Below are 26,011 nucleotides of genomic sequence, written 5' to 3' on the forward strand. Positions count from 1 at the left end.
TTTTCTTTAACGTTACTCATCAAGCTGGGGTAATTTTCTGCCCGAAAGATCGTGCCTGCCAAGTCAGAACTCATAAATCTTGGGTTGGCAGACTATAAACTTATATTTACACTCCAAAACAAACCTGTACTCTTTAATGATACCTATTTTCTCCCGCCTGGCCCTTCCGCTTTTATTACTGACGGTATGCACCCTCCCGGTATTCGGTCAGGAGGAAGCGCCGGACACCACTTCCGCAGCGTACCAGATTGGCTACCAAATTGGCAGTTGGCTGCCCTTTGTCATTATTTTCGTGCTCGCCCTGCTGGTGATCATTCGCACCTACCGGTTATCACAAAAAAACGGACCAAAATAACCTATGCAACCACTAACTTCCCTCCCGACACGGACCGACATTGAAGCGACGCACCTGGCCATCCAACCACTCATCCACCGTACGCCCGTACTTACCTGTACGGCTATTAACGAGATGGCCCGGGCCGAGCTGTTCTTTAAGTGTGAGAACTTCCAGAAAGTAGGGGCCTTCAAAATGCGGGGTGCCAGTAATGCTGCGGTCCGGCTCGATGAGTCCGACCGCAAAAAAGGGCTGGCCACTCACTCTTCGGGCAACCATGCTCAAGCCGTAGCCCTAAGCGCAAAGCTTTTGGGCGTACCGGCCTATATCGTGATGCCTGAAAATGCCCCGGCAGCCAAACGGGCAGCCACTGAAGGATACGGTGCCCGCATCACGTCCTGCGAAAACACCCTTGCCGCCCGGGAAAGCACGCTCCAACAGGTCGTTGCAGAAACCGGAGCGACCTTCATCCACCCCTACAACGACTATGACGTCATCGCCGGGCAAGCCACCTGCGCCAAAGAATTGCTGGAGGACGTAGAAGGCCTGGATATCCTGATTGCCCCCGTTGGTGGCGGAGGGCTAATGAGTGGCACCACCCTGAGCGCCCGCTATTTTGCGCCCGGCGTTAAGGCATTTGGTGCCGAACCAGAGGCTGTTGACGACGCCTACCGATCTCTGAAACACGGGCAGCTGCTATCAAATACGAGCATAGACACTATCGCTGATGGGCTACGGACCAATCTGGGCGAAAAGACCTTCGATATTTTGCAACGCGAACTGGACGATATTTTCCTCGTCTCGGAGGCTGAAATCCTGGAGGCTATGCGGCTCATCTGGACCCGCATGAAAATCATCATCGAGCCCAGCTGTGCCGTACCGCTGGCTGCCATCCTCAAGCAGCCTGACGTTTTCCGGGGGCAGCGGGTCGGTGTGATCCTGACGGGAGGCAATGTTGATTTAGACAAGCTGCCATTTTAGTGTCTGTTCGTATTATTAACTTTATGTTTAAACACATTTGCCCCGCCAAAACGTTACTTTTGTAGCCCGGCAATATCGTCGGGCCCGTACTAATCTGCCAATACCCGTTATGAAGAACTTGCTTATCGCCATAGCTACTGTGCTGCTGAGCAGCGCCGCCATTCAGGCACATGCGCAGGGCACGACCTGGAAGACCCTCGCCAAAATCACCTTCAAGAAGGAATACAACGAGATGATGGGCTTCAAAGTAGATGTGCCCGTCTTCAGTGAAGATGTATTAGCGATGGAAGGCAAAATTGTAGATGTACGCGGCTACATCATACCCGTAGAGGGCTACAAAGGCCATAAAGAGTTTATCTTCTCTGCCTATCCTTACAATATGTGCTTTTTCTGTGGTGGTGCCGGCCCGGAGACGGTCATGGAGGTTTTTGCGAATGAGTCTATCGAATACACGGCTGAGCCAATCACTATCCGCGGTAAGCTGGAACTGAACGCCGATGACATCAACCGCCTGATCTACGCCCTTACCGATGTGACCCGGGTGGAAGAAGACCGCTAAAAGCCTGCCTGTTTTATGCAAATCACTGTACTGATGCGGCTCTTGCTGCTGTCCGCAATCTGTTTCCTGCTATGGCAATGTGCCAATCCGGGACGGCCTGAAGGGGGCCCTAAAGACGAGATACCTCCACAGCTCGTGCCGGAGAAGTCGTCCCGCAACTATCAAATCAACTACGAAAAGTCCCCCATTGAGCTTAGCTTCAGCGAATGGGTCGAAATCCGGGATGCCTTTAACCAGGTGATTATTTCCCCTCCGTTGCAGTACAAATATGAGCTTTCCATCAAAGGTAAATCCATCATCTTTGAATTTGATGAGCGGGAAGAACTGCGGGAAAACGCTACCTATACCATTAATTTTGGAGAAGCCATTCAGGATATTACCGAGCGTAACCCAGCTCAGGATGTACGCTATGTTTTCTCTACCGGTGATTACATCGACTCCCTTAATGTACGGGGTATCGTGGTGGATGCCAGGACCACTAAGCCGATTGAAGGGGCTTTGTTTCTCTTGTATGAAAATATCGCGGACTCGGTAGTGCGGACCGAGCGCCCCTTCTACTTCGGGCGGACGGATAAAGACGGGCAGTTTATCATCCGCAATGTAAAGGCAGCCACCTTTAAGGGCTTTGCGCTGCTGGACAACAACCTGAACTATCTTTTTGACCAGGCTCAGGAAGCAATTGGATTCCCCGATAGCCTGCTTGTAGTCAGCGACAGCCTGCAGCCTTCGGTTGCTATCCGAATGTTTAACGAGGCGCTCCCCCTTCGCCTTACCACAGGGGACGACAGTCAGTATGGGAAAGTTCGCATCGCTTTCAATCAGCCAAGGCCGGAGGACGTTTCCATCACCCACGAGAACATCAGCCAACGCAAATTGATCTACGAATACCAGCCGGATACGGCCAAGATTTGGTACGAAATCACGACCAGCCAACCCTGGCAGATTTATATTCAGCAGGATACCGTTTTCTACGATACCATTGATGTACGGCCGCGTGACCGGGAAGCTTTTTTGGCAACAGCCAGCCTGGAATTTGAAGGGCGGGGCGGCGCCAGTAAACAGCATCCGAAGGAGCCTTTGCCCCTCAACTTCAACCACCCCATTCTGGCTTACGATACGGCGCTCATCCGACTGTATGAAGATACTTCCCGCACCCTCGTGCAACCGGTCTATAGCCTGGACACAAACGGGCAGCGTACCTTACTTCTGGACTACAAATGGAAGTCCGGCAAGCCGTATGCCCTCGAACTGATGCCTGAGGCCATCACCGATATTTACAGCCTGAAGTCTGACACTATCATTCAGGATATCAGTGTGGATTTGCTCAAAAACTACGGTAACCTGTTCCTTACCGTCGACAGCCTTTCTGCGGATTCGGCTTATGTGATTGAACTGATGGATGGGGAGAAAGTGGTTAAAACCTACAAAGTGGCCGGCCAAACCACCTTTAAGCAGGAACTCAGGTACCTCCGCCCGGCTACCTTTACCGTTAGAGTCACTGAGGACTGGAATAGTAATGGCCGCTGGGATACGGGCAACTATGACGCTGCCCTGCAACCGGAACTGATGTACAGCCGGGATCTGGAACAACTCCGTGCCAATTGGGACCTCGAGTCTGTGGTAATCCTCAACCAACTACAGCAGCAAGCCCGGCAGCAGCGCCAACCGCCCCGTACCACGCCCGAACTGACGGCTATAACAACGACCGTAGACAGCACCGCCGTGGACTCCCTGCGCAATCTGGAAAACCTCCCCCCTTCCGTCCGGGACCGGATCAATAACAATTAAAACGAGCGGTCGTCCACCTGCTCCAGCCAGTCTTTGATCACATCCACCACCGAAGCTACGCACCCGTCTTCAAAGGGGGAACGCAGGTTCGCCAGTTGTACCAGCTCCAGGAAAGACTGACTGCCGCCGGCTTTGCACAGGCGCAGGTAGTCGCTCCAGGCGCTTTCGTGCCCCTCCTGGTCTTTCTTCCAGAACTGGAAAGCGCAGATTTGTGCCAGCGTGTAGTCGATATAATAGAAGGGGACATTAAAAATATGGCTTTGCTTCTGCCAGAAACGGCCCGCTTCGAGGAAGTCATACCCGTCGTAGTCACGCTGGGGCAGGTATTTTTGCTCAATCCGGCGCCAGCCGGCATTACGCTCCTCCCGTGTGATGCCCGGGTTTTCGTACACAAAGTGCTGGAACTCGTCTACCGCTACTCCGTAGGGCAGAAAGAGGATAGCCCCCGCGAGGTGGCCAAATTTGTACTTTTGGGTATCTTCTTTGAAGAAGGACTTCATCCAGGGCCAGGTGAAGAACTCCATGCTCATGGAGTGGATTTCGCAGGCCTCCGTGGTTGGCCAGGCGTACTCTCCTATGCCCTGATCACGGCTGCTGTAGACCTGGAAGGCGTGGCCAGCTTCATGCGTCAGCACATCAATATCACCGCTCGTACCGTTGAAATTGGAGAAAATGAAAGGCGCTTTATAGCCATCAATAAAAGTACAGTACCCACCCGTCGCTTTGCCGGGGCGCGTCTCCAGGTCCATGAGTTTGGCGTCCTGCATAAACTGGAAGAACTGATCCGTTTCTGTCGACAGTTCGCGGTACATTTGTTCCGCCTGCTCTACGATCCAGCCTGGCTCGCCCTTAGGGTTAGGGTTGCCGGAAGCAAAGCGGAGATCCTCGTCATAAAAACGGAGCTTATCCAGCCCCAGCCGGTTGCGCTGCCGCTCGTACAACTGCTGGGCAATCGGGACGATATGCGTTTTGACCTGCTGCCGGAAGTTGGCGACCATCTCCGGGGTATAGTCGGCGCGCAGCATCCGGTCGTAGGCCAGTCCTATGAAATTCTCGTACCCCAGCTTTTTGGCAATTTGATGGCGCACTTTCACCAATTGGTCAAACACGCCCTCTATGGCATCGGTATTGGCCTCGAAAAAGCCCCACTTCGCGAGCTGTGCCTCCCGACGGGTCTCCCGGTCTTTATCGGTCTCATGCCTGAAGATAGAAGACAAGTTCTCCTCTTTTCCACGAAACTCGATCTTCGCGCCCGCCTTGATTTTGGTATACTGACTGCTTAGCTTATTTTCTTCCTGCAGCAGCTCCAGGACGGAATCGTCGAACGTCTTTAAGCTCAGCTCAGCGATGGCAAACAACTGCTTGCCCCATCGGGCTTCCAGTGCTTCGCGGTACTTCGCCTTCAGCAGCTGATCGTAGAATTTATTCACCAGGCCCTGATAAGCCGGGGTCTGCTGATCAAAGTACTCGTTTTCTTTTTCGTAGAATTCATCCCTTGTGTCCATCGTATGGCGGATCATACAAAGGTTGTACATGGTGGAGAAGGTGTTCCGCAGCTCGTTGATATGGCGCAGGGCCTCGTGTTGCTCCTCCGCGTTGTGGGCGTGCTCAAAGGCATCAAGCGCAGTCAGGAAATCTTCTTCAAAGCGCTGTAAATCCGGGCGCTTGTATTCAAACTGATCAAAGGTTTTGTTTACGGCTAAGGTCTGCATAGCGGTTGCTTTTCAATGTAAAAAAACGATTCTCTTGCAAATTTAAAGATCTGTGCAAATGAGACGGGTACAAATTAGAGTTTATGAATGTAGGTTTTGTGTAGGTCATAGATCAAGGTTTTTTGTCAGATCCAAGAGCGCCCGGAACCCAGACTTCAGAAAGAGACCCTTTAATTCCCTTTCTTCGTGCAGCTACCAAGGTGAGGACCTGCCTGCGTGTCGATACTTCGGTCTCCGGTGGTCAGAGCCCACAGGCGACGAGACACAGACAGGCGTGATGTAGAACTGGCAGAAAAGATGATTCAGGGACATACAAAATTTACGTTCATAAACTCTATTAAGGCTCTTTTTAGAGCGTACTTTTCCAAAGAAGGGAAAAAACAAGAGGATAAGGTTTATAAGTAGCTGGACGGAAATAACCTATAAAACATTCTTTCAGAGCGTCTTACAAATTTTGCACCAACGCTTTTCCAGTCCATAGCTGGTCAAATTTTGAAGCCCCAAAAGTTTTTCTGCTAATTTTTTGTCCGTCGCTAAAGGACAGTAAAGATAAGACAATTTACAGGCTAACTTCCCTTTACTTGGGTGGAAAGTATGTACATTTGTGGCTGTTTCCCCAATCTTGGCTCTGCCTTGATTACTTTTGCACAGCTGCTTTTTAACAGGCAGCAATATGAAAAGTTTAAGTGGCAGCCGGCCGGAACAAAAGCGATGATGTGGAACAGCAAGACTTAAAATCACAGATAGATCTCAACAAGCTTCCCCGCCATATTGCGGTCATCATGGACGGCAACGGCCGCTGGGCCAAGCAACATGGCAAACCCCGGGTTTTTGGTCACAAAAATGGGGTGACTTCTGTACGGGAAGTGACAGAGGCGGCAGCTGAGCTGGGCGTGGAATACGTGACACTCTACGCTTTTTCCACCGAAAACTGGAAACGCCCGAAGCTGGAAGTGGGCGCGCTCATGCGCTTACTCGTCGAAACGCTATCCAAGGAAATTCAAACCCTCAACAAAAACGATATCCGCCTCAAGGCAGTCGGTGACCTTTCCAAACTCCCGGATATCACGCACAAGGCACTGCTGGACGGTATCGCCAAGACCCAGAACAACCAACGCATGACCCTGGTACTGGCCCTTAACTACAGTGGGCGCTGGGAAATAACAGAGGCCGCCAGAAACCTCTGCGAAAAGGTCCGGTCCGGTGCCTTGTCGCCGGAAGACATCAACCAAAGTATGCTCGGCGAACACCTCAGCACACAAGGTATACCCGACCCTGAACTGCTCATCCGTACCAGTGGCGAGACGCGGATCAGCAACTTTCTGCTATGGCAAATTGCCTACGCTGAGCTCTACTTCACGCCTACCTTCTGGCCGGATTTCCGGAAAGCACACTTCTACCAGGCCATTATAGACTATCAGCAGCGGGAGCGGCGGTTTGGGAAGACCAGTGAACAATTAGTGTAAATAACCTGCATTTGAGGAGATTTCCCGCATCCTCATACAACCTCAGTCCCTGCCTTAATGTCCCCTTAGGGTAGTTTTTTCTAATCCGCCCCGAGAATATGCGGTTTTGCTAATCACAACACTTATTTTTGCGGGCGAATCTGCTGAAGGTCAGCAAAAAGCCTCCCTTCAGAAAATTCCTGGCGCCAGCTGTGCCCATTTTTTGGAGCGCGACCAACGCACAGCAACTTGCAACAGAAGCACATGAAACAATTGACATACCTGCAAAGCGATTCTATGCAGATGAATACCAAAGCCTTTTTTCTCAAGTCCTTGTTGAGCCTGACTTTCTTTGCGTTGAGCTTCCCGCTCTTTGCACAAGAAGTACAAGACACCATCCCTGTACTTGAATACACAGAACCGATCGAATATGAAATCGGTGGCATCAAAGTCATCGGAGCGGATTATAGTGACGATAACGCCGTCATCAGTATCGCGGGCTTCCGTGTGGGGGATAAAATCCGTATTCCGGGCCCGGCCATCCAAAAAGCCATCAAGGCCCTTTGGAAACTGCGCCTCTTTACTGATGTCAAAATCGTTAAGGAAAAAACAATTGGCGACATCGTCTTCCTCGAAATCTACGTTCAGGAACGGCCACGCCTGACCCGCCACTCCTATCAGGGCGTGAAAAAGTCCGTACACGATGACCTCAACGATGATGTCAACAAATACCTCCTCAAAGGCGGGATCGTGACCGAAAACGTCAAAACCAATGCCCGGGAAGCCATCGAAGACTACTTCATCGGTAAAGGCTATCTTGATGCCGTGGCCACCGTCACTGAAATCCCCGATTCCATCCGCCCGAACTCTGTGCGCCTGGTCTTCAATATCGACCGGAAGGACAAGGTGAAAATCCGCAACATCACTTTCGTGGGCAACGATAATGTCAAAAGCAAAAAACTGCGTAAGCAGATGGAAGATACTAAAGAACGACGCCGCCTCTTCGCCTCTTCTAAGTTCATCAAAGATGAATATGAAGCGGATAAAGAGGTGATTGTTGCCTTTTACAACACTCTGGGGTACCGTGATGCCAAAATTGAAAGTGACAGCCTCTACCGGGATGAGGATGGGTTGCTCAATATTCAGGTAAATATTGATGAGGGCAATCAGTACTACTTCCGTAACATCAGCTGGAAGGGCAACTCGATATACGATGAACAGACACTTGCCAACATCCTCAGCATTTCCAGAGGGGACATTTATAACCAGGAATTACTGCAGACCCGCCTGAGCTTTAGTCAGGACGGCCGGGACGTAAGTACGCTCTATATGGACAACGGTTACCTTTTCTTCCAGGTAGACCCCATCGAAGTGGCGGTAGAAGGAGATTCGATTGACCTTGAAATCCGTATTTTTGAAGGGCCACAGGCCACTATCGATAAGGTAGTCATCAAGGGCAACGACCGTACGCACGAGCACGTGGTCCGCCGTCAGCTCCGAACGCTGCCAGGCAAGAAGTTCAGCCGTTCCGACATTATCCGTTCGCAGCGGGAGTTGATGAACCTCAACTACTTCAACCCGGAGACCCTGGGCATCAACACGCCGGTCAATCCGCAGCGCGGTACGGTGGATATCGAGTATGCCCTGGAGGAAAAGCCTTCTGATCAGCTGGAGCTTTCAGCTGGCTGGGGTGGTATTCAGGGCGTAATTGGCACACTGGGGGTTTCGTTCAACAACTTCTCCCTGCGGAATATCTTCAACAAAGAGGCCTGGCGGCCACTGCCGCAGGGTGATGGACAGCGCCTATCGCTGCGCGCACAGACTAACGGAGACTTCTTCCAGTCGTACAATGCATCCTTCACAGAGCCCTGGCTGGGCGGTAGAAAGCCAAACTCCCTGACTGTAGCCGGGTTCTTCAACCGCTTCGCATTTGGTCAGCGTAATACGGAATCCTATCGCAGCCTGAGCATCCGGCAGGCTACGGTTAGTCTCGGTACCCGCCTGAAGTGGCCCGATGACAACTTTGTCACCAGTACCTCCCTCAACCTGCAAACCCTTTCACTGGATGATTGGGCACAGAACTTTACCACTGACCAAAATGAACGCGTAGACAACGGTAACTTCAACAACTTTAGCATTACGCAGTCTCTGGTCCGCTCTACCGTCAGTGATCCTATTTTCCCGAAGGACGGGTCACGGATCTCCCTTTCCGTTCAACTGACGCCACCTTACTCACTCTTCAATCCAGACCGGGACTATGCTTCCGAATCAGTTGAAGACCGCTACCGCTTTGTAGAATACCACAAGTGGCGTTTTGACGCTGACTGGTATACGCCAATCGTTGGCAACCTTGTCTTTAAAGCTCAAGCTAAAATTGGTCTTCTGGGGTCCTACAACTCAGAGATCGGCACCTCTCCCTTTGAGCGGTTCCAGCTGGGTGGTGACGGTATCAACAACCAGCAGTTTGGCTTCGCTGGTGTAGACATCATCTCACTGCGGGGCTATGAGGTGGAAGACCTGCCTGCTAACGTCAGTAGTGCCGGAGGCTCGGTCGCAACACCGGTATACAGCAAGTTTACCGTAGAACTGCGTTATCCGCTTTCGCTCAACCCCAGCTCCACCATCTTTGTCCTGGCCTTTGCGCAGGGTGGTAATGCCTGGAACTCTACCCGGGAATACAATCCCTTTGACCTTCGCCGCTCTGCCGGTCTTGGCCTGCGGGTATTCCTGCCGATGTTCGGTACCCTTGGTTTCGACTACGGTATCGGGTTTGATAATCCGAATAAAGAACAAACGCTTCAGGGACTGGGCAACTTCAATATCATCCTGGGCTTCGAGCCGGAGTAAATCGCAACATGCATAAACAGAAAACGGGGGCAGCACAAGATGTTGCCCCCGTTTTTTTATCAGCAGCTTTCTCGCTTCCTCTCTGTAGCGCCTGCCTAACGAGTCTTCTTCCAAAGCCTTTCTTTCCTGCTAATCCCCCCTGCTGATAGGAGCCTGATTAGCGTTTATTAATACAAATAAGTTTTCAGGTAGGCCCAGAATTCGTAGCGGTTCATGAAAAGGTACACCAGAATGGCGAGGAACAGGAACAAAAAGAAAAGCCTCGTTTTGCGCATGGTATCCTCGAAGCGTTCCCGCCGGCTCCTGAAGTTTCGTTTACGGCTTTGATATCCCATTTCTTTTTCCCGCAAAGGTGCGGTTTTTTCCGTTCTGATTACTCCTGCCCGGCGCTTTAAATGCCCTTATGCCGCTCCCAGTAGTTTTGGTCTTCCACCTCTTCCAGGATCGTCAGGTAGTTTTCGTACCGCAGTACGCTCAGCTCTTCTGATTCCACCGCATCCCGTATGGCGCAGCCGGGCTCAGAACGGTGCAGGCAGTTGGCACCAAACTTGCAGTTTTCGGAATACTTAAAAAACTCTTTGAAATTGTGCGCCACATCCATGGGCTCCAGGTGGATAAAAGACAAAGACTTGATGCCCGGTGTGTCAATGATGGCCCCACCGTCGCTCAGGGTGTGCATTTCGGCGAAAGTCGTGGTATGCTGCCCCTTGCCGGAGTAATCGCTCAGCTCCTGTGTGCGCAATTCCAACTCGGGCTCTACCGCATTGACCAGCGTGGACTTCCCAACTCCGGACTGCCCGGTGACGAGTGTCGTTTTGTCTTTGAGCAGCGCTTTCAACTCTGGGATTCCCTGACCATCGAGGGCAGAGACCAAGATGGCTTTGTAGCCGATATGCTCATAGGTCTCGCGCAGGTACTCAAACACCCCAATGTGGCCGGCATCGTAGAGGTCCGCTTTATTGAATACAATGATTGCGGGTATTTCATAAGGTTCTGTCATTAACAAAAACCGGTCAATGAAACCTTGTTTAAGATCGGGCTGCGTGATCGTCATGATCACAACAGCCTGATCGACATTACTTGCCAGTAAATGCAAGTCATGCCGCCGCCGGGGCGACTGCCGGATCACGTAGTTGCGGCGGTGCAGGATGGTTCGGATGGTGCCGTTGTCTTCTTTTTCACTGCGTTCCACTTCCACCTTATCTCCTACCGCAACCGGGTTGGTAATTTTTTTGCCTTCCAGGCGGAATTTCCCTGTAATACGGCAATCGAGCACACTGCCATCTTCCATTCGAACCTGATACCAGCTCCCTGTAGACTTTACAACGATTCCTTGTTCCAAATCTGTTTGGTTTTGAATTTCAGTAGTGGAACCAAGCGCAACGGGAGAAGGTTCCCGAAAGACCAGCTTAGCTAGTCCCGGCATGCACAGCTTCGGCCATAGCGCGGAGCAGCCGGCGGTCCTTCTCGATAGCATTGCCCACTACGATCACGTCTGCGCCGGCACTTGCGGTCTCAAAGGCTCTTTCCGGGGTACGGATGCCACCGCCTACAATCAGGGGGGTTTTTGTATTGGTGGCTACCCTACGTATCATAGTTTCAGAAATGGGATAGCGGGCGCCGCTTCCGGCATCCATGTACAATAACTTTAGCCCCAGCATTTCGCCCGCCAGAGCTGTTGCCATGGCAATATCAGGCTTATCTGCAGGAATGGGAGTCGTATTACTCATGTAAGATACGGTGGTGGCGCCGCCGCCGTTCACCAGCATATAGCCCGTGCCAATCACTTCGAGGTTGGCGTGGTGCAGATAGGGGGCGCTAATAACCTGCTGCCCGATGAGCAATTCAGGGTTGCGACCGGAGATGAGGGACAGGAAAAGCAGTGCATCTGCATTATCATCGATTTGCAACGGGCTGCCCGGAAAAAGGACAAGTGGTAAGCTACAGGAAGCCCGTAATTGCTGCAAACATGCCGAAAGAGTATTGTGCACCAATAAACTGCCCCCTACAAACAGGAAGTCTACATTCGTCTGTTCTCCCAGTTCTGCCAAGGCAGGCAATCCGTCAATACTTACCTCATCGGGGTCAATGAGCAAGGCAAAGCACTTTCGGCCTTCCGACTTTGCCTGGCATATTTGCTGATAAATAGAGTTCGGCTTAGACATGTTTTCATTGCGGCTTAGGCTGCTAAGATAAAATAATTTTACAGTCCGTCTTCCCTACTCCGCTCAAGTCCGTTTTTGGACCAGCACCGCCATCGAACGCTCCAGCTTTCCGACTTCCAGCCAGAAGGCCCGGAATTCTTCGCAGGCAGCAGGGGGCAGTTCTGCCATCTTGCGCTGCAGCACTCTTACCACGGTTATAGTACCCGGCTGATGGTCAATTTTTAGCTGATAGTAGCCTGTAGGATGCTCAAGGGTAGCCGCTTCTTCCATGATGCTCTCCACTTCATAACCCTCAGGTAGCTGGTAGCTCACTGTATCGCGGTAGGTAAAACCTTCCCTCAAAGCTACCGGCCAGCGGCGGTTTTCACAGGGAGGCGGTGCAGCGCCAACAGGAACCACTGGTAGCAGCGGTAGGAACAAACGCTTTCCTCCTTTGGAGGCGAACCTTTCGGATTTTCCCTCCAAAAATACCTGGCAGGCCGCGTTGTCTGGTTCCGGCAGTACCTCCACTTTTTCTATGAGCAGCCCGGGGGCAGCCAGCAATTTTTCACGGGCAGCATCCTTTAGTTCTGCTTCAGAATAGTAGGAATCCATAGCCCGCCAGCGTTCTGCATCCCTGGAGACCATCTGAATGTGCTGGCTTAAGCGGGCATCTCCGGCTTCACTGAGCTGCACGGTGGTCTTTCCACTCCGGATGTTGTCCAGATACCCCAGATGGGGCGTATGGTACAAACCTCCACCTTCTTCTTTCACAAGCAGTACCTTCCGGTCGTGGTTGCCGAAATAGATGTACTGTGGCGGCCCAACCGGGACCGTACATTCCAGCCAGCTGTCCTGCCCGGGCAGGTACAATAAAACATGATTAAACTGGCTCTTGACCAGGGCGGTATCCAACTTGGCCGGTGCCCCCCCCGTCCTGATGAGTGCCGGGTGTGCTTCAATGCCCACTTCCCTGAGCATGGCCCACATGTAATTGGTCAGGGCTTTACAGTCACCGTATTTGTTTTTTGCTACGTATTCAGCATCAAAGGGCTGCCACCCCCCAATGCCCAACTGTACACTGACATAGCGCATGTTTTGCTGAAGGTAGCGGTAAAGGCGGGCAATCTTCTCTTCATCCGAAATGGCCCCGGCAGTCAGCTGTTGGATTTCTGATTTTACCGTTTCTGGTAATACGCCCCGCCCTTCCCAAAGAGAGTGTATGTATTTACTGAGGGCTGCCCAACTCGAAAATTCCCCTTCGTAACCCTCTATGCTGACCCGGCCCGGCACACAGACGGCCTTGGGCAGGAGCTCTTCAGCTTGTGGGGCATACGCTTCATGATGCAGGGCTTTGAGGTGGTGTACCTGCCAGCTACCAGACCATTCATTACTGGTGCTGGACAGCGTTGGTTCAACCGGAAGCCGATACCCCTTATAATTGACTGGGAAATCCTTCGGTGCACGGAAGGAAAAACGGGCAGCCTCTACGCTGTAACCAAAGTGCTGCGGGTACCACTCTTCCCCTGCAGCAAAGTCAATGCCTTCCAGCTCACGCTCGTAGCGGTAGCTAATCGTATAGGGGTAAGTGCTATGCCTGACCTCCACATGCTTTATACGGCGGTCACCATAAAGGGTACCTCCCGAAACGGCGGAGTAGTCCTTTACTTCGTCCTTATCCACTGCCCGCAGTTCCCGGCCCAATGCATCGTACAGCACAATTTCAATTTTACAGACCCGGGTCCCCTCATCATAGTAAATGACCAGCTCATTGGCACTGCTTTGTTCATTGAGCAGGGTCACCGTTTTTTCCACTTTCAGGTAGCCTTTTTTCTCAGACCGGATATCCAGGTCAACGTTATAGTCCCGCACTACCACATTAGCACCCTCTGTCAGGCTGTCGGGAATAGTGAAGGCGGCATAGTGCTGTGCAGCAGCAGGCAGCGCAAAAGCCAGGGTTATTGCCAGTATCAATCCTCTCATGGTTCTAGGTCTTTTTTCGGAATACGAATTGCTCGCCCTGCTTTTCGATGACAATATCCAGGAACCGCTTTAACGCCACGTATTCTTCGGGTTCGAAATGTGTCTTATCGAGGCGCAGGCTGTACACCAGGTTGACTTTCCCTGTAGTCTCGGTCGGAGTGAACTCAAAACTGCCCGCCTTGCCGGGGAGCGCAAAACTAGCAGATTCCGGCATCTCTTCCAGCACATAACCTTCCGGGATTTCAACAATGAATACATCCCGCACGTCGAAGGGGTAGGCCAAGTCTACCGGATAGCTACGTTCGGCTTTCTGGAAAGGGTTGTCTTCAAAATAAGGCAAGATACAGGGCGAGAAATAAATAAAATCATTGAAGGCCTGGGCCGCACCCGGCACCTGTGCAGTGTAGCCCCACTTCACTGCATCCACAGGGTTATCAGGCAGTGCAACCTGCATTCCCTCCGCCTGACTTTCCGGGAAGCGCTTTTGTAGTTCTTTTGCTAACGCCTGCTCCCCTTCTGCTCCGGAGACCAGGGCCCGGATGTCTACAGCGTGGTAGCCCTCAGATTTCGTCTGTAGCTGATACGACAGGTCACCGTTTTCAGAAAGGCTCATCTGGAACATCCTAGCCGTACTTGCCCCGGGAGGAACGATATTTATCCACTGTGGGTTCGTTTCGCTGACCAGCCAGCCCACTTTGTTGAGGGAGGCTTTGCGGGGCACACCTGCCGGGCGCTCATCATTGCTGAGATCCAGAATAAGCAGCTGATCATTGATCCTCGCCACCGTGACCATGTGGTTGAATTGCCGGACGATGGGATACAGCTGTATCATTTTACCATGACTGCGGGTGCTTAGCAGCACTGGATAACACTCCACATCCAGCGCTTTCAGTACGGTTATCAAAATAAGGTTCAGCTCTCCGCTGGAGCCTCGTTTCCGGTCAAAGCATTCGAGGACACTCTCCTCTGCATCGTACCAATACGATCCGTCCCACTCCAACGCATCCTGCAGGTAATAATAGGCGGCAAGAGCTTTTTCTGAGGTCGTCCCCGGTTCAGGGAGGTAGGGAGCGAGCGCTTCCAGCAATTGTTTTTGATTACGCTTTTTGTCGAATTGGAGCCCAAAAGAAGTAGAGGTAAGCAGACGCTTAGCCAAATCCGGCCAGGAAGAAAGAATCTGATCCACGGGCTGGTCCGGAAATCGCACAGCCTGCAACTGAAAACGCAGGCTGGCCCGATAGTCATCTATTGTTGTAATAAAGGCTTCTTCCTTTAGTGCAGGGATATTTTCCATAACTAAGCGGTAACGGATCACTTCTCCGGACATCGTAGTCGTACCTGAAGCTTGCTTTACAGTGCCCGACATACCCGCCTGTTTCGTTTTATACTGTACCACACGGAAGTTTTGCGTAAGCCGCTCCTGCTCGTTAATATCCGGGCTGCGGCCATTGGTCAGGAACAAATATTCAAACCAGACCGGAATATCCACATGTAGTTCACTCCGGCGGACCGGGATATCGTGCTGATAGTACCAGGGGCGCAATTGTACGATCCGGTCAGAGGTGATGGTGTAGGTGTACTCAATGACCGCTCCTTCCTCCAGGTTCGGAAAAGTAAACTTTAGGGCTTTCACCTCATCCGCAACCTCCTCTTCATAAAAATCCCGGCCTTTGAGCCGGAAAGTCTGCCCGGACCCCCGTGAAATGGTTTGTGCTTTGAGCCCGCTGATCTGGTCATCGCCATAGAGGTAAAGTTGCACATCACCATAGTCAAAGGCCGACTTGTCCAGAATTTTGATGCGGCGGTGGTGTTCAAAAATATAGCGGGTGCCCTGCCCAAAGTCAAACTTCAGCGTGGCATAATCCCCAAGAATTACAGCAGCGGCAGTGGTGTCTTCCGGGCAAGTGGTCATGTTCAGCTCTTCCAGGTCCACTTGCCCCCACTTCATTGGGGGCTTCTGAGCATTTAAGGTGGTTAAAACGGTTATACCTAGTAACACTAGCGCGAAACGTAGATGGTTCATCATCCAGGGTTTAATGAAAAGAAAAAATTATGGCTTGCGCAGAACGACCTGCGCAGTTAGCTTTTCTGAAAAGGCATCAAAGAGGGCTTTCATTTCAGCATATCTCTCTGGCTGGAAAGTGAGTTGATTGATTTCTATTCGTGACTCTACTTTAAGTTGATGCCCACTGACCTCGGCATGATATTCAAAGACCACACCCTCTCCTTCCAACACCTGATGCTGGGATTCGGGGATGAAGTCCACCTCCCAGCCCTCGGGTAGATTGATGGTGTTCATCGTGACTTCCCTGATCGGGCGGCTAAAGTCAATAGGATAGTGCCGTTTTGCCAGCTTAAATGGATTTTCAATAAACCGGGAATACAGCACTGGCTGAAAATAGAGGTATTCGTTCACCACATTGCCAGCCGTTTCGTGGCGCACTTCGATCTGCTCGGCGTAGGACAGGGAAGCATTATTGGGGTCCTTTCGGCGAAGGTTTTGAAACTCCGCACCTTCGGGCAGACGGCTGTTCCAGTACTTCCCTTCAGGAAACTGCCGGGCCAAAGAACGCTCTCCCGGTGCACTGATTCCGTGATAGGTAGCTACCATATCCCCTTGCAGCGCTCCCTCACCACTCAGGTCGAGACTACAGAAAAGCTTGAACTCATCATTGCCAGGTGTGATATTGATCCATACTGGCTGCTCCTCATTGACAATCCATCCGTAACCATTAAGCGAGTATCCCCTCAGGCTTCCAAAGGGCTGATAATCCACAGGCGTTTCCAGTAACAGTACGCGGTCAGCAACTTCCAGATAGACCAACATATGGTTAAACTGATCCATTATCGGATACTGTTGTGTCATTTTCCCATGACCGCGGGTAGAGAGCAGGACCGGATAGGCCTCATAGCCTTCTGCTTTCAGCAATGCGGTCAAAGCAACACCTAAATCAGCGCTTGTTCCACTACCCTTTTCCAGCAGTTCGTCCGGCGATTGTCCCGGGAAATATCTCAACTCATCATCCCAGGCGACCTTGCTGCCTAAAAACCGGTAAATAGCTTCTGCTTTTTCAAGCGGATCATTTATTCCAGCTATTTCCGGCTGTAATGCTTCATACAATTTCTTGTAATGACGCCTCTTGAGATACCTTCTGCCAAACTCCTCCCTGTCCTCAAGAGCCCTGGCAGCTTCACCCCAGCTTGTAAAAACTTCTCTTACGATTACGCCGTCACGCTGCTCGCTCAGCTGAAACCGGATACGAGCGCGGTAATCATTAATGGTGGTCAGGTACTCTTCCTCCTGAATAGCGGGTGCATTTTTCATTTCGAAGTGGCCGTTGCCGGCAAACAGCTCCATATCGCCCAACTTATAGAGCTTCCGGCCGTCGTCTAATTCGTACCTATTCATTTCCGTACCTGTTTCCAGCAGTGTCGCATAGGAATACGTCGACTGATTATCGATCGACAATTCACTGTGGACTACCGGATATTCGCCCTGGAAATACCAGGCGGGCAGCCGGAACATACGGTGGGACAAAATCTCGTATTCTAACTCGACCACTGCTCCAACTTCTACATTAGGTAGTGGGGCTTTATGAATCGTGTAATATTCACTGTATTCCTCTTCAAAGAAATCCGCTTTACTGATTTCAAAGAATTGCCCGTTTGGAAGTGTAATCCGTCCTTTCAGAGAGACAAGATGATCAGGCCTTTCCTTATGACTGTATCGATAAACACTTAAGTCTGCCACATCAAAAGCAGATTCTTTCAGGATTTTTGTGCGCTCGTAGACCTGCATCTCGAGTTCACTCCCATACATTGCGGAACGGAATATCTCGTAGTTCGCTTTCGAGTGCAAAACCACTGCCGCAGCCGATGAGTCATCTGGAAAGGCCTTCATGGCTAATACTTCCGGTGATATTTGCCCAAATCGGACTTCGGACTGTGCAGAAATACGGATGGCGACAAAGAGCCCCAAAAAGCTAAGGGTAAAAAGAGCTTTGTTTTTCATAATTCAACTTCAAAGAGCAGCGCGGTCACCTTACTGGCATGCTTATCTGGTAACAGCTTTTTTATTTATGCGGAACAGAAAGCGGGCTTTCAGGGGTTTAATAGCGCCTCAAATAACAATGAAGCCTCAAAATACTGTTTTTAGCGTAATTTTTAAATCGGCAGCCCGTTATTTTCGAGTCGACATTACCAAATAAAAAAGTTCCTATGCTGGCACAAACATGCCGATACCTTTGTATTGCCGGGCTGACGGCACTCCTGTTTAGCGCCTGCACCCGTAGTACGTGCGGGGCAGATAAAGCCGCTTTTCTGGACCGATACTACGAGTTACTGGAAGAGGCCAGGTCGGCTGATTTGCCTGCTTCTGACCCCGGGTGGTCCCAATACGATGCGGCCTTCCGCAGCTATGTTGAAGAATGCTATGACCTGCACGAGCCGGAAATGACAGGAAGGGAAAAGCGGCGGTTTTGGAGGCAGTCGCTTCGGTACTATTATCAGCGCTATGGCGATGGGCTTGTGAAGGAGCTCAAAGGAAAAGACAAAAGCACCCTTCGCAAAATTCAGGAGGAAGCAGCAGCTATTCTTGAAGACCCTGATGCTTTGCTCGACGATGCGGCCAAAGGCCTCAAAGAGGATTGGAAAGAGTTAAAGGAGCGGTTGGAGTAAGAGTATGTTGGGCGGGGAGGAAGGTTTAGAGCGTGTTGGGACTTTTGTCTTCTAGTCGAAAACTAACCATTTTTTGGTTAGACGACCTGCCTGCCAAACGGGTTTGCCAGGCAGGCAGGAAAGTGTCCCGGGTGCACCGGGACAGACCGATTACTAAAGTCCCAACACGCTCTTAATTCCAACGGACCTCATCTTCATCATCATCGAAAAAGAAATCGAAGTCGTCTAACCGGCGAAAAAGATCATCTTCGGATTCACTGTCCTCTTCCATTTCCCAGGTATCTTCTTCCATTTCTTCCCACTCTGCACGGTAGCGCTCCAGGGAGTAATCATCTTCCTGAGGCTCGAACAGGAATGCGGGCAGGCTCGCTGCAGATTCTGCATCAGGCTCGTCACTCTTTAGCTGGTCCAGCCAGCGTTCGTAAATCTGGCACTGACAGAAAGCCTCGCCAAAGGGGCAGCCCTTGGGTTTATAGTCACAAAAGTCTAGTTGCCAGATATTGTACTGCAGCACGGGGACCTCCTTTTTCAGCTCCGCCAGCAGTACACGGTACCGGATAGGCGCAGGAAGCCCTGCCGGAAAATTGACGATAAAGGAATGAGCATCCAGGCAATCTGTCAACGCCTCCGTTACTTGCTGGATCTGGGTCTCAGAAAGACGTTCAACTGGTGGAAACCACTCTGTTTTAAGACCGACAACACTAGCAAGCGCTTTCCGGGAAGCCGTTTTGGCTTCCTCTTCAGCTGTGATAAAAGGAATATCTTCCTCATCGTCAAAAGAAAGCACATGAACAGGAAGGTTGACAGTAGCTGCTGCGATATCAGCGAGCAGGTAGTTAATGTATTTATCCATTAGACTTTACTTCCGTGAATGGAAACAAGGACCACTAATGGCAAGGTAAAGATAAATTTCATTGAAATCCAGTTTGAGGCAAATAGTTTTCCACACTGCTTACTTCCCGAGCGCCTGTTGAACAGCCTCCATTTTCTCATTAGGCACCATCAGCGCCAGGTCGTAGTGTCGGATTTGCCAGCCTTCAGCCGTTTTACTGAGCACGCCGGAGCCCCGGCAAATACCCATGTGGGGGGTATCCAGCATTTCTTCAAACCAGGCTGTTTGACCATCCCTGGAAAAATAAACCTCGCGGTCGTAGGGCCGGAAAAGCCAGGCCACTTCCCGGTCAAAAGCTTTTTCAGACCATGCCCTGAGTTCATCTCTCAGCCAGCGCTCAGCCGCGTCGGTGCCCAGGTAAATACCATCCGGCGTCATTTTGCTGAAAAAGCCCTCTGCATCTGCCGTTGCTGCGGCCTTGTGCCAGGCATTCAGGAGGGTATCAATCAGGGCCGGGTCGTTAGGTGCTTCGGTCAGGCAGCCATCAGTATTGCGGGTGTCTGTGATGTGGGAGATTTTCCAGCCCGCCCCTGTTTTAAAGAGCTCAAAGGCGTTAGTGCCGCAGTGAGAAAGGGTGCCGTTTCGAAAAAAGGTGTACGTGGTCCAGGCTGTTGCCAGCAGCCCGTCTACCCGGATATCGTAGCTCCAGATTTGTTCATCCATCGCCCCGGCTTCGACCTGTCCCACATAGTCCACGAAGCGGTCGAGGCTGCCTTTGCTCAAGACCGGCTGGCCATCTTTGCCCCTGACCGCCGTGTACAGGCCTGCATCGGGCAGAAAAGCGTTGCGCACCGCACTGCTGTCCCCCGCCCGCATGCCATCAAAGAGCTGTTGAATGGGCTGCTGCACAGCCTGCCATTCCTGGCTGTTTTGGGCGGTGAGCCAAAAGGGCACGAGGGCCATCAGAAAAAACAAGGCGTAATATTTCATTTTCAGTCATTTTGATGCTCGAAAGTAGGGATTTCTAAAAAGCCGCACCCTATTGCGTTGGATTTCTTAGTGTATGTTTAGAGCAAACGAGTGTTGATAATCAAAGCGTTGTGGTTATGGCAAAGTCACTAAATTTGAGTTTAGCGGGCTAAGAGCGTGTTGGGACTTTAGTAATCGGTCTGCAAACTACACTTTTTTGCTTACGCTTCGTCCCGAAAATCCTCATTTAGCTAAGGCTAAACTCCGGTTTTCGTGCCTCGTATAACCAAAAAATTGTTAGTTTTCGACTAGAAGACAAAAGTCCCAACACGCTCTAAATGAAAATTTAGTGAGGAAGTCAGAGCCTGCCCCGCATTTCTGCGGGGTTCATAAAGCGTTGATTTGCAATAGCAACGAGCTCCAAACATGCTCTAACCTCTTGCAAACCAGAACAAGAAGTGCGATCGTTAAAGAACGAAGTCCAAAGCTAATCTCCTAAAAAGCGGTCACCGGGCAGATTATTGCTAATTTGCCCCCGCAAACAAGTCAAAAAGGACCGATACCCCATATGGATATCTACAACCGAAAATCCCGCTGGAAAATATACCTGGGCGCTGCCGGCGCCATTATTGTGGCCATCTCCATGGCCTACACCTCCTATCTTTCCAACAAGCTGGCGGAAGAAGAACGCCACAAAGCGGCTCTTTATGTGATGGCACAGGAGCGGCTCAACAACATGGACGAGATCGCAGCGGTGATCAACGATAGCTGCCCGCAGCCCGATCTCACCCTGCACCTTAATATTCTGCAGGCCAATAATACGATTCCGGTAATTGCGATCAATGACAGGGGACGGGTTGACTTTAGTGTAAATACCCGGGACACTTCCCAGGCCTATCTCCAAAAGGAAATCGCCCGTATGCAGGCCGATGGCTTTGAGCCGATTCAGAGCACAGCACACCAGATTTACTACAAGGAGTCTACGCTGCTGCGCCAACTTCGGTACTTCCCCTTTGTGCAGTTTATCCTGATCGCTGCTTTTGTAGCCTTTGGTTATATGGGCTTCAGTTCTGCCCGCCGTGCCGAACAAAACCGGGTGTGGGTAGGGATGGCCAAAGAGACCGCGCATCAGCTGGGCACGCCTATATCAGCAATCGTGGCCTGGATTGAGCACCTGAAGCTCATCCGGGAAGAGGATGAAGAAATACAGGAAGTTGTAGGAGAACTGCGCAACGATGTCAGCCGGCTCGAACTCATTGCTGACCGTTTCTCAAAGATCGGCTCTGCCCCCAAGCTCGAGCCCATCAATATCTATGAAGAGCTGGAGCAATGCCGGGCGTATATGCAACGGCGGGCCTCGCGCAAAGTCGAATTCCACTTCCCCTCACCTGATACTGCTCCCAAAACCGTGCACATCAATCCGCACTTGTTTGACTGGGTGGTGGAAAACCTGCTGCGCAATGCCCTCGATGCTATGGATGGCAAAGGCTCTATCAGTGCTGAAATATACGAGGACCAGGATTTCGTATACGCGGATATCACCGATACAGGCAAAGGTATTCCGGACGGAAAATTCAAGACCGTATTCAGCCCGGGCTACACCACCAAAAAGCGGGGCTGGGGCCTCGGCTTGTCTTTGGCCAAGCGGATCATCGAAGAGTACCACAACGGTAAAATCTTCGTAAAGCGGTCAGAAGAAGGTAAAGGCACGACATTCACCATTCAGCTGCCCAGACAGACCCGATAGACTTGATGCGTTGGGGCAGTGTGGTGGGAAAATGACCTATTTCCAACCACACTTAGACTTTTTGCAGGAGTTTAGCCTGACAAAAAAGCCCCCCACAGGCTCTCGGGAGGGGAAGGAAAGTGCCCTTTTGAACCTGCACAGGGATGCTCACACCTGTCAAGTTTAGTGAAGCAGGCGTACGGCGATGTCCCAGAGGTGTTCGTAGGGGACGATTTCCGATTCCAGGTTTTGGCGGGTTTCCGAAAAAGACACTTCATTCATCCGCTTGCGCAGGTGTGCAGTCCGGCGGAGCACCGCCTTCCGGTTAAAGCTGCAAGCCGGTATTTTATGCAGCATATTCAGGAAGCAGTTGCTGCGGAAGTGCGCGTCCTTTCTCAGGTAGCGGTGGGTGTAGGTTTTGAGGGCTTCCATCCGGTCTATGATTTCGGCATGCTTGCCCTGTTGCAGTAAGAAAAGGACGTGAATGGTCAGGATAGTCACATTGGCCCCACGCTTGTCTTTGGAGTACTTAGGCACGTTATTCAGTAGCCGGTTCAGCCTGAAACTTTTCTTTAGAGAAGGCCGGTTGCTCACAAGGCCAATTTCATAGAACAAATGCAGGTAAGCATCATAAATACGCCAGGCTTCCAGGCTTTGCTCGGGCAGCCAGTCAAACTGCTCTGTATTATAAGCCGTTTCCAGGGTGGCCAGAGCCCGTTCGTACTGCTGCGAATGAAAGTACAGCATGATGGCATACTCCAACACCTTAAAGTAATTGTTGCGCCCTTTTTTGGTCAGCCCCAGGCAGTATTGGATGACCGCCTCTGCTTCATCGAATGCTTTCAAGGCGATGAGGCTGGGGATCTTTTTGAATGAAAAAGTAGACAACGCCACTGATGCCGACCGAGATTGCTTCTTCCTGAAATAAGCAACTGCACGGTCACAACTTTTTACCAGTTGCTCGTGGTCGTATATAATCTGGTGCTGAATGGTAATAATAGAGAAGCCATAGAGAAATATTTTGTAGGAATCATGAGTACTTAAGCGCTGCTCAGCCATTTCGGCATATGCCCGGGCTTTGGTATAAAAGTCGACCTTATCAGACTTGGGGGCATTGAAGTACATGACCAGCTCGGTATATTTCCCTTCAAGCTCCAGCTCTGCCTGATAGATGGGCTGATGTACGGTGATTAAGTTATCGAACTCAGCAAACCGCTTGGTTTCGCCTTCCATTGCACCGTAGTGGTAGCGCAGAATTTTAGCCATTTGCAATATGATATCGGTAAACTCATATTTGACGGCTTTGCGCAAGGTCATATTCGCCAGCGATATCGCTACTTTGCGGCTATACCCTGTAATCAGTATTTGTACGGCTGCCGCATACCGGTAACAACTGTAGTAAGCACGCTGGTATTCCGAAAAGCCGGGCTGGCTGAGGTCGATCAAAAAAAGGGCGTTGACCAGCTTTTCCCTAAGCTTGCGCTTAAGACGGTTAAAATAGTGCCTGCGGTATCTCGACTTGCCAAAGAATGCGGAGGACGCTGCTTCTTCCGTTTTGTATTTATCCTGCTGCAGTTCACGGTACAGTTGCTCGATGTTTGAGTGCTCGACAGGGGTCTTCCCCAAGACATCAACTTGCTTGATTTTATTCCTGGAGACCACTTTAGCCAAACTTATTAACTCAGCGAACCTCATTCACATACAGATTTCAGACCCTTCAAGTTACTGTTTTTTAGATTGTTATTCCTGAAAGATTCAAATAATCGATAAAATCTGCCCTGTCTTTTTTTTGAAAAAGTGTTACCAATACTGTAAGCGGCTACCCATAGTTTTGAATACCAAATCAATAAATTCAAAACTATGACTGCAATTATTGCCTTTCTTATCGCCATCGGGATCATTTCAAACGCTCAGGAAGCTACCCCCTCGCTAATCCAGGAGTACGAGCAGGAATATTATGAGAGCACGATCGTTATCGACGATCTTGATGAGTTATAATTCAGCGTATCCTTTTTACTCATTATCAAACATTTATGCAAAAAATATACTTTTTTCTATTCAAATCTGACCTGTCTTTTTTTTGAAAAAGTGTTACAAAGTTATCGCCCGGTCGCCTCTATATTTGCTCCTGTTCAGAGTAAGTTCACTGTAGAATTCGGGGGAGTGTTTGACCAAAGCAGTGAAGGAAGCTTATTTGATCATAAAGGATTCCCCCTTATTTCTCCATAGAATCCTCGCTATTTAGGGCTCACACTCCCCTTCCTCTCTGACGTAAAAAGCCCTTTCGCATCTGTTTTGCGAAAGGGCTCTTCTTTTGAAAAAGCACTTTAAAGCGTGCTTTGGTACTAGAAAACAGGTTATTTAAAACCCACCATCCTCACCATCTTTTTTGATACCGGCTGGCGGATCCATTTCCACATCATCAGGCTGTGCGACGCGGAACTCGACGCGGCGGTTCATGTAGCTGTTGCCACTGGGTACCAATAGCTCGCTCTCTCCTTTCCACTGAATGACAAAGCGACCACGGCCGATACCGTGATTATTCACCAGGTGGTCTACCACGGCTTTAGTCCGCAGGTAAGACAATTCGTCATTATAAGACTCAGGAGCAGAAGCATCAGCAAAGCCAGTCACAACGATTCTCAACTGAGGGTTGCCTTTCATCATACGTGCGATAGAAGCCAGTGTGCCGTAGTCAGCGTACTTGATGCGGTCGCTATCTGTACCGAAGTGGATCATGGGCAGGAACCACTCGGTCATTTGAGTAGCACCACCGCCACCGCCGCCTTCGCCCTGACGCAGCTGATAATTTTGCAGCTCTTCTGAAATCAGCTCCCGAACCCGGTCTTCACTTACCCCACCACCTGGAACAGATGTAGGGTTGACAACTACGCCTTCCTCATTGACACGCTCGCCCGGGCGTGGTGGGAAGTAAGGCTCGCGGTCCTTGTAATCCGCTACGCCATCGCGGTCGCTATCCAGTGTGCGCCCTTTGGTATCCACCGGTACATCAGGTGGTGTATTAGGCTCCTGATCAATGGCATCAATGACACCATCATTATCGGAGTCTTGCAATGCTTTGCCCTGGTTCTGCTTGATGTTATCCAGCTCGTTCATCACGTTTTCCATTGGATTGACCCAATAGAGCGGCATGGAAGCTTTGGTTTTATTGCCAATATTGAAGTTTAGGCGCACGCTAGTGTAGTTGAGCATATCCCGGGAAAGGGTACGGCTCCCACCACCCTGAATCGTTTGCCCATCAATGTTGTCACCCAGTGACCCCATCGGGAAGAAGATCTGATGCTCCAGGCCAATGTTCATACGGTCTCCCAAACGGAAAGCGATACCAGCACCCGTTGCCACGTGAGGCGCGACAGAAAAAGCAGGGTCGGTCAAATCACCACTCCGCTGGTCAACATTGACGCGGGGCTGGAAAGCTGCAGCACCTACCCCCACAAGGGCATAGAGGTTAGTTTTGCGGGTTGACCGGTTCCATCGCAGGTTATTGGCAGAAATGATGCCGAAAGCGGTCCCGGAGATATAAGTCGTTTCGTGCTTGAAGAAATCATCATCAACAGGATCACCTTCTTCGCCACGGGCTGAGCCATAAAAGCCATCAAGCCGCAGCGAAAACACATAGTCCAGCGATTTTCTAACGTGCAGGCCCACGCCGTATCCTGGCTGCTGGGGCACGTCTCCGCCAACGAAAAAATAGCCACCGTGTACACCGAACTCAATCATGTCTCTTGGTGTGCCATAATCGGTACTGCTGTCTTCTTCTTCCTGAGCATGGAGGGCGGCAACTCCAATAAAGAGGGAAAGAGCTAGTAGAAGGGTACTTCTCTTTGTCATAGTCATAGGGATTAATGTTTAATTTCAGATGAGATAACAGAAAAGGCCTGATAGGCAAAACCTGTCAAACCTTTAACGTTGCCGCCATTTGGGGGGCAATTGTACATCTTTTTCTTTTCGTTTTATTACTTAAATCGGTAGCAAGTGATCAATAACTGCCGC

The 26,011-nt window shown here is 50.7% G+C and carries 20 protein-coding genes; 9 read left to right on the top strand and 11 right to left on the bottom strand.

Annotated elements, in window-relative coordinates; all coding sequences use genetic code 11:
• Window positions 1–136: 136 nt before the first annotated feature.
• The 4 genes from RIC19_RS02365 to RIC19_RS02380 all read left to right on the top strand — a co-directional run bounded on the left by RIC19_RS02365 (window position 137) and on the right by RIC19_RS02380 (window position 3,662).
• Complete coding sequence (locus tag RIC19_RS02365) at window positions 137–355, top strand: hypothetical protein (RefSeq protein WP_350176446.1); 219 nt, start codon at window positions 137–139, stop codon at window positions 353–355.
• Window positions 356–358: 3 nt separating this feature from the next.
• Window positions 359–1,315 (top strand): threonine ammonia-lyase, encoded by a 957-nt coding sequence (locus tag RIC19_RS02370; RefSeq protein ID WP_350176448.1) that lies wholly within the window; start codon window positions 359–361, stop codon window positions 1,313–1,315.
• Between the two features lie 109 nt (window positions 1,316–1,424).
• Window positions 1,425–1,874: a hypothetical protein gene (locus RIC19_RS02375; RefSeq protein WP_350176450.1), complete on the top strand. Its 450-nt coding sequence runs from the start codon at window positions 1,425–1,427 to the stop codon at window positions 1,872–1,874.
• 15 nt (window positions 1,875–1,889) lie between these two features.
• Complete coding sequence (locus tag RIC19_RS02380; RefSeq protein WP_350176452.1) at window positions 1,890–3,662, top strand: Ig-like domain-containing domain; 1,773 nt, start codon at window positions 1,890–1,892, stop codon at window positions 3,660–3,662.
• Here the strand turns inward: RIC19_RS02380 and RIC19_RS02385 are convergent.
• Window positions 3,659–5,374: a M3 family oligoendopeptidase gene (locus RIC19_RS02385; protein WP_350176454.1), complete on the bottom strand. Its 1,716-nt coding sequence runs from the start codon at window positions 5,372–5,374 to the stop codon at window positions 3,659–3,661. The two genes, RIC19_RS02380 and RIC19_RS02385, sit on opposite strands and share 4 nt — an antisense overlap.
• 716 nt (window positions 5,375–6,090) lie before the next feature.
• On the opposite strand from RIC19_RS02385, the gene uppS reads away from it, so the two are divergent.
• A complete protein-coding gene (gene uppS / locus RIC19_RS02390; protein ID WP_350176456.1) occupies window positions 6,091–6,840 on the top strand; it encodes an undecaprenyl pyrophosphate synthase in 750 nt (249 codons plus the stop codon).
• Window positions 6,841–7,083: 243 nt separating this feature from the next.
• Entirely contained in the window at window positions 7,084–9,666 is a 2,583-nt protein-coding gene (gene bamA, locus RIC19_RS02395) for an outer membrane protein assembly factor BamA (RefSeq protein WP_350176458.1), read from the top strand.
• A gap of 167 nt (window positions 9,667–9,833) precedes the next feature.
• Here bamA and RIC19_RS02400 read toward each other — a convergent pair whose 3' ends face one another.
• The 6 genes from RIC19_RS02400 to RIC19_RS02425 form a co-directional block, all read right to left on the bottom strand.
• Window positions 9,834–10,016 carry a hypothetical protein gene (locus RIC19_RS02400; RefSeq protein ID WP_350176460.1) on the bottom strand — a complete coding sequence of 61 codons (183 nt, stop codon included), beginning with the start codon at window positions 10,014–10,016 and terminating at the stop codon, window positions 9,834–9,836.
• 41 nt (window positions 10,017–10,057) lie between these two features.
• Window positions 10,058–11,008, bottom strand: a complete 951-nt coding sequence (rsgA, locus tag RIC19_RS02405) for a ribosome small subunit-dependent GTPase A (protein WP_350176462.1) — start codon at window positions 11,006–11,008, stop codon at window positions 10,058–10,060.
• A gap of 67 nt (window positions 11,009–11,075) precedes the next feature.
• Window positions 11,076–11,831 (bottom strand): phosphoglycerol geranylgeranyltransferase, encoded by a 756-nt coding sequence (locus tag RIC19_RS02410; protein WP_350176464.1) that lies wholly within the window; start codon window positions 11,829–11,831, stop codon window positions 11,076–11,078.
• Between the two features lie 63 nt (window positions 11,832–11,894).
• Window positions 11,895–13,793 carry a DUF3857 domain-containing protein gene (locus tag RIC19_RS02415; protein WP_350176466.1) on the bottom strand — a complete coding sequence of 633 codons (1,899 nt, stop codon included), beginning with the start codon at window positions 13,791–13,793 and terminating at the stop codon, window positions 11,895–11,897.
• A gap of 4 nt (window positions 13,794–13,797) precedes the next feature.
• Window positions 13,798–15,741 carry a DUF3858 domain-containing protein gene (locus tag RIC19_RS02420; protein ID WP_350176468.1) on the bottom strand — a complete coding sequence of 648 codons (1,944 nt, stop codon included), beginning with the start codon at window positions 15,739–15,741 and terminating at the stop codon, window positions 13,798–13,800.
• 102 nt (window positions 15,742–15,843) lie between these two features.
• Window positions 15,844–17,805, bottom strand: coding sequence for a transglutaminase family protein (locus RIC19_RS02425; protein WP_350176470.1), 1,962 nt, complete (start codon window positions 17,803–17,805; stop codon window positions 15,844–15,846).
• A gap of 206 nt (window positions 17,806–18,011) precedes the next feature.
• On the opposite strand from RIC19_RS02425, the gene RIC19_RS02430 reads away from it, so the two are divergent.
• On the top strand, window positions 18,012–18,470 hold the full coding sequence (locus RIC19_RS02430; RefSeq protein ID WP_350176472.1) for a DUF6565 domain-containing protein: 459 nt from the start codon (window positions 18,012–18,014) through the stop codon (window positions 18,468–18,470).
• A gap of 172 nt (window positions 18,471–18,642) precedes the next feature.
• Here RIC19_RS02430 and RIC19_RS02435 read toward each other — a convergent pair whose 3' ends face one another.
• Window positions 18,643–19,323 (bottom strand): hypothetical protein, encoded by a 681-nt coding sequence (locus tag RIC19_RS02435; protein ID WP_350176474.1) that lies wholly within the window; start codon window positions 19,321–19,323, stop codon window positions 18,643–18,645.
• A 99-nt stretch (window positions 19,324–19,422) separates the two neighbouring features.
• Window positions 19,423–20,292 (bottom strand): nuclear transport factor 2 family protein, encoded by an 870-nt coding sequence (locus tag RIC19_RS02440; protein WP_350176476.1) that lies wholly within the window; start codon window positions 20,290–20,292, stop codon window positions 19,423–19,425.
• Between the two features lie 547 nt (window positions 20,293–20,839).
• Between RIC19_RS02440 and RIC19_RS02445 the strand changes: the two genes are divergently transcribed.
• On the top strand, window positions 20,840–22,018 hold the full coding sequence (locus RIC19_RS02445; protein ID WP_350176478.1) for a sensor histidine kinase: 1,179 nt from the start codon (window positions 20,840–20,842) through the stop codon (window positions 22,016–22,018).
• A 162-nt stretch (window positions 22,019–22,180) separates the two neighbouring features.
• On the opposite strand, the gene RIC19_RS02450 is transcribed toward RIC19_RS02445, so the two are convergent.
• Window positions 22,181–23,692 (bottom strand): hypothetical protein, encoded by a 1,512-nt coding sequence (locus RIC19_RS02450; protein WP_350176480.1) that lies wholly within the window; start codon window positions 23,690–23,692, stop codon window positions 22,181–22,183.
• A gap of 165 nt (window positions 23,693–23,857) precedes the next feature.
• Between RIC19_RS02450 and RIC19_RS02455 the strand changes: the two genes are divergently transcribed.
• Window positions 23,858–23,995 (top strand): hypothetical protein, encoded by a 138-nt coding sequence (locus RIC19_RS02455; protein WP_350176482.1) that lies wholly within the window; start codon window positions 23,858–23,860, stop codon window positions 23,993–23,995.
• A gap of 363 nt (window positions 23,996–24,358) precedes the next feature.
• On the opposite strand, the gene RIC19_RS02460 is transcribed toward RIC19_RS02455, so the two are convergent.
• Window positions 24,359–25,849 (bottom strand): OmpA family protein, encoded by a 1,491-nt coding sequence (locus RIC19_RS02460; RefSeq protein ID WP_350176484.1) that lies wholly within the window; start codon window positions 25,847–25,849, stop codon window positions 24,359–24,361.
• Between the last annotated feature and the right edge of the window lie 162 nt (window positions 25,850–26,011).

Origin of the sequence: Phaeodactylibacter sp. (assembly GCF_040219495.1) — a bacterium.
GTDB lineage: Bacteria > Bacteroidota > Bacteroidia > Chitinophagales > Saprospiraceae > Phaeodactylibacter.

Coding starts and splice junctions, on each gene's coding strand:
- RIC19_RS02435 (WP_350176474.1), bottom strand. CDS start 19,323: ATGGATAAATACATTAACTACCTGCTCGCTGATATCGCAGCAGCTACT.
- RIC19_RS02420 (WP_350176468.1), bottom strand. CDS start 15,741: ATGAAGTGGGGGCAAGTGGACCTGGAAGAGCTGAACATGACCACTTGC.
- RIC19_RS02365 (WP_350176446.1), top strand. CDS start 137: ATGATACCTATTTTCTCCCGCCTGGCCCTTCCGCTTTTATTACTGACG.
- bamA (WP_350176458.1), top strand. CDS start 7,084: ATGAAACAATTGACATACCTGCAAAGCGATTCTATGCAGATGAATACC.
- RIC19_RS02460 (WP_350176484.1), bottom strand. CDS start 25,849: ATGACAAAGAGAAGTACCCTTCTACTAGCTCTTTCCCTCTTTATTGGA.
- RIC19_RS02445 (WP_350176478.1), top strand. CDS start 20,840: ATGGATATCTACAACCGAAAATCCCGCTGGAAAATATACCTGGGCGCT.
- RIC19_RS02440 (WP_350176476.1), bottom strand. CDS start 20,292: ATGAAATATTACGCCTTGTTTTTTCTGATGGCCCTCGTGCCCTTTTGG.
- RIC19_RS02455 (WP_350176482.1), top strand. CDS start 23,858: ATGACTGCAATTATTGCCTTTCTTATCGCCATCGGGATCATTTCAAAC.
- RIC19_RS02425 (WP_350176470.1), bottom strand. CDS start 17,805: ATGAAAAACAAAGCTCTTTTTACCCTTAGCTTTTTGGGGCTCTTTGTC.
- RIC19_RS02370 (WP_350176448.1), top strand. CDS start 359: ATGCAACCACTAACTTCCCTCCCGACACGGACCGACATTGAAGCGACG.
- RIC19_RS02375 (WP_350176450.1), top strand. CDS start 1,425: ATGAAGAACTTGCTTATCGCCATAGCTACTGTGCTGCTGAGCAGCGCC.
- RIC19_RS02385 (WP_350176454.1), bottom strand. CDS start 5,374: ATGCAGACCTTAGCCGTAAACAAAACCTTTGATCAGTTTGAATACAAG.
- RIC19_RS02415 (WP_350176466.1), bottom strand. CDS start 13,793: ATGAGAGGATTGATACTGGCAATAACCCTGGCTTTTGCGCTGCCTGCT.
- RIC19_RS02410 (WP_350176464.1), bottom strand. CDS start 11,831: ATGTCTAAGCCGAACTCTATTTATCAGCAAATATGCCAGGCAAAGTCG.
- RIC19_RS02430 (WP_350176472.1), top strand. CDS start 18,012: ATGCTGGCACAAACATGCCGATACCTTTGTATTGCCGGGCTGACGGCA.
- RIC19_RS02450 (WP_350176480.1), bottom strand. CDS start 23,692: ATGAGGTTCGCTGAGTTAATAAGTTTGGCTAAAGTGGTCTCCAGGAAT.
- RIC19_RS02380 (WP_350176452.1), top strand. CDS start 1,890: ATGCAAATCACTGTACTGATGCGGCTCTTGCTGCTGTCCGCAATCTGT.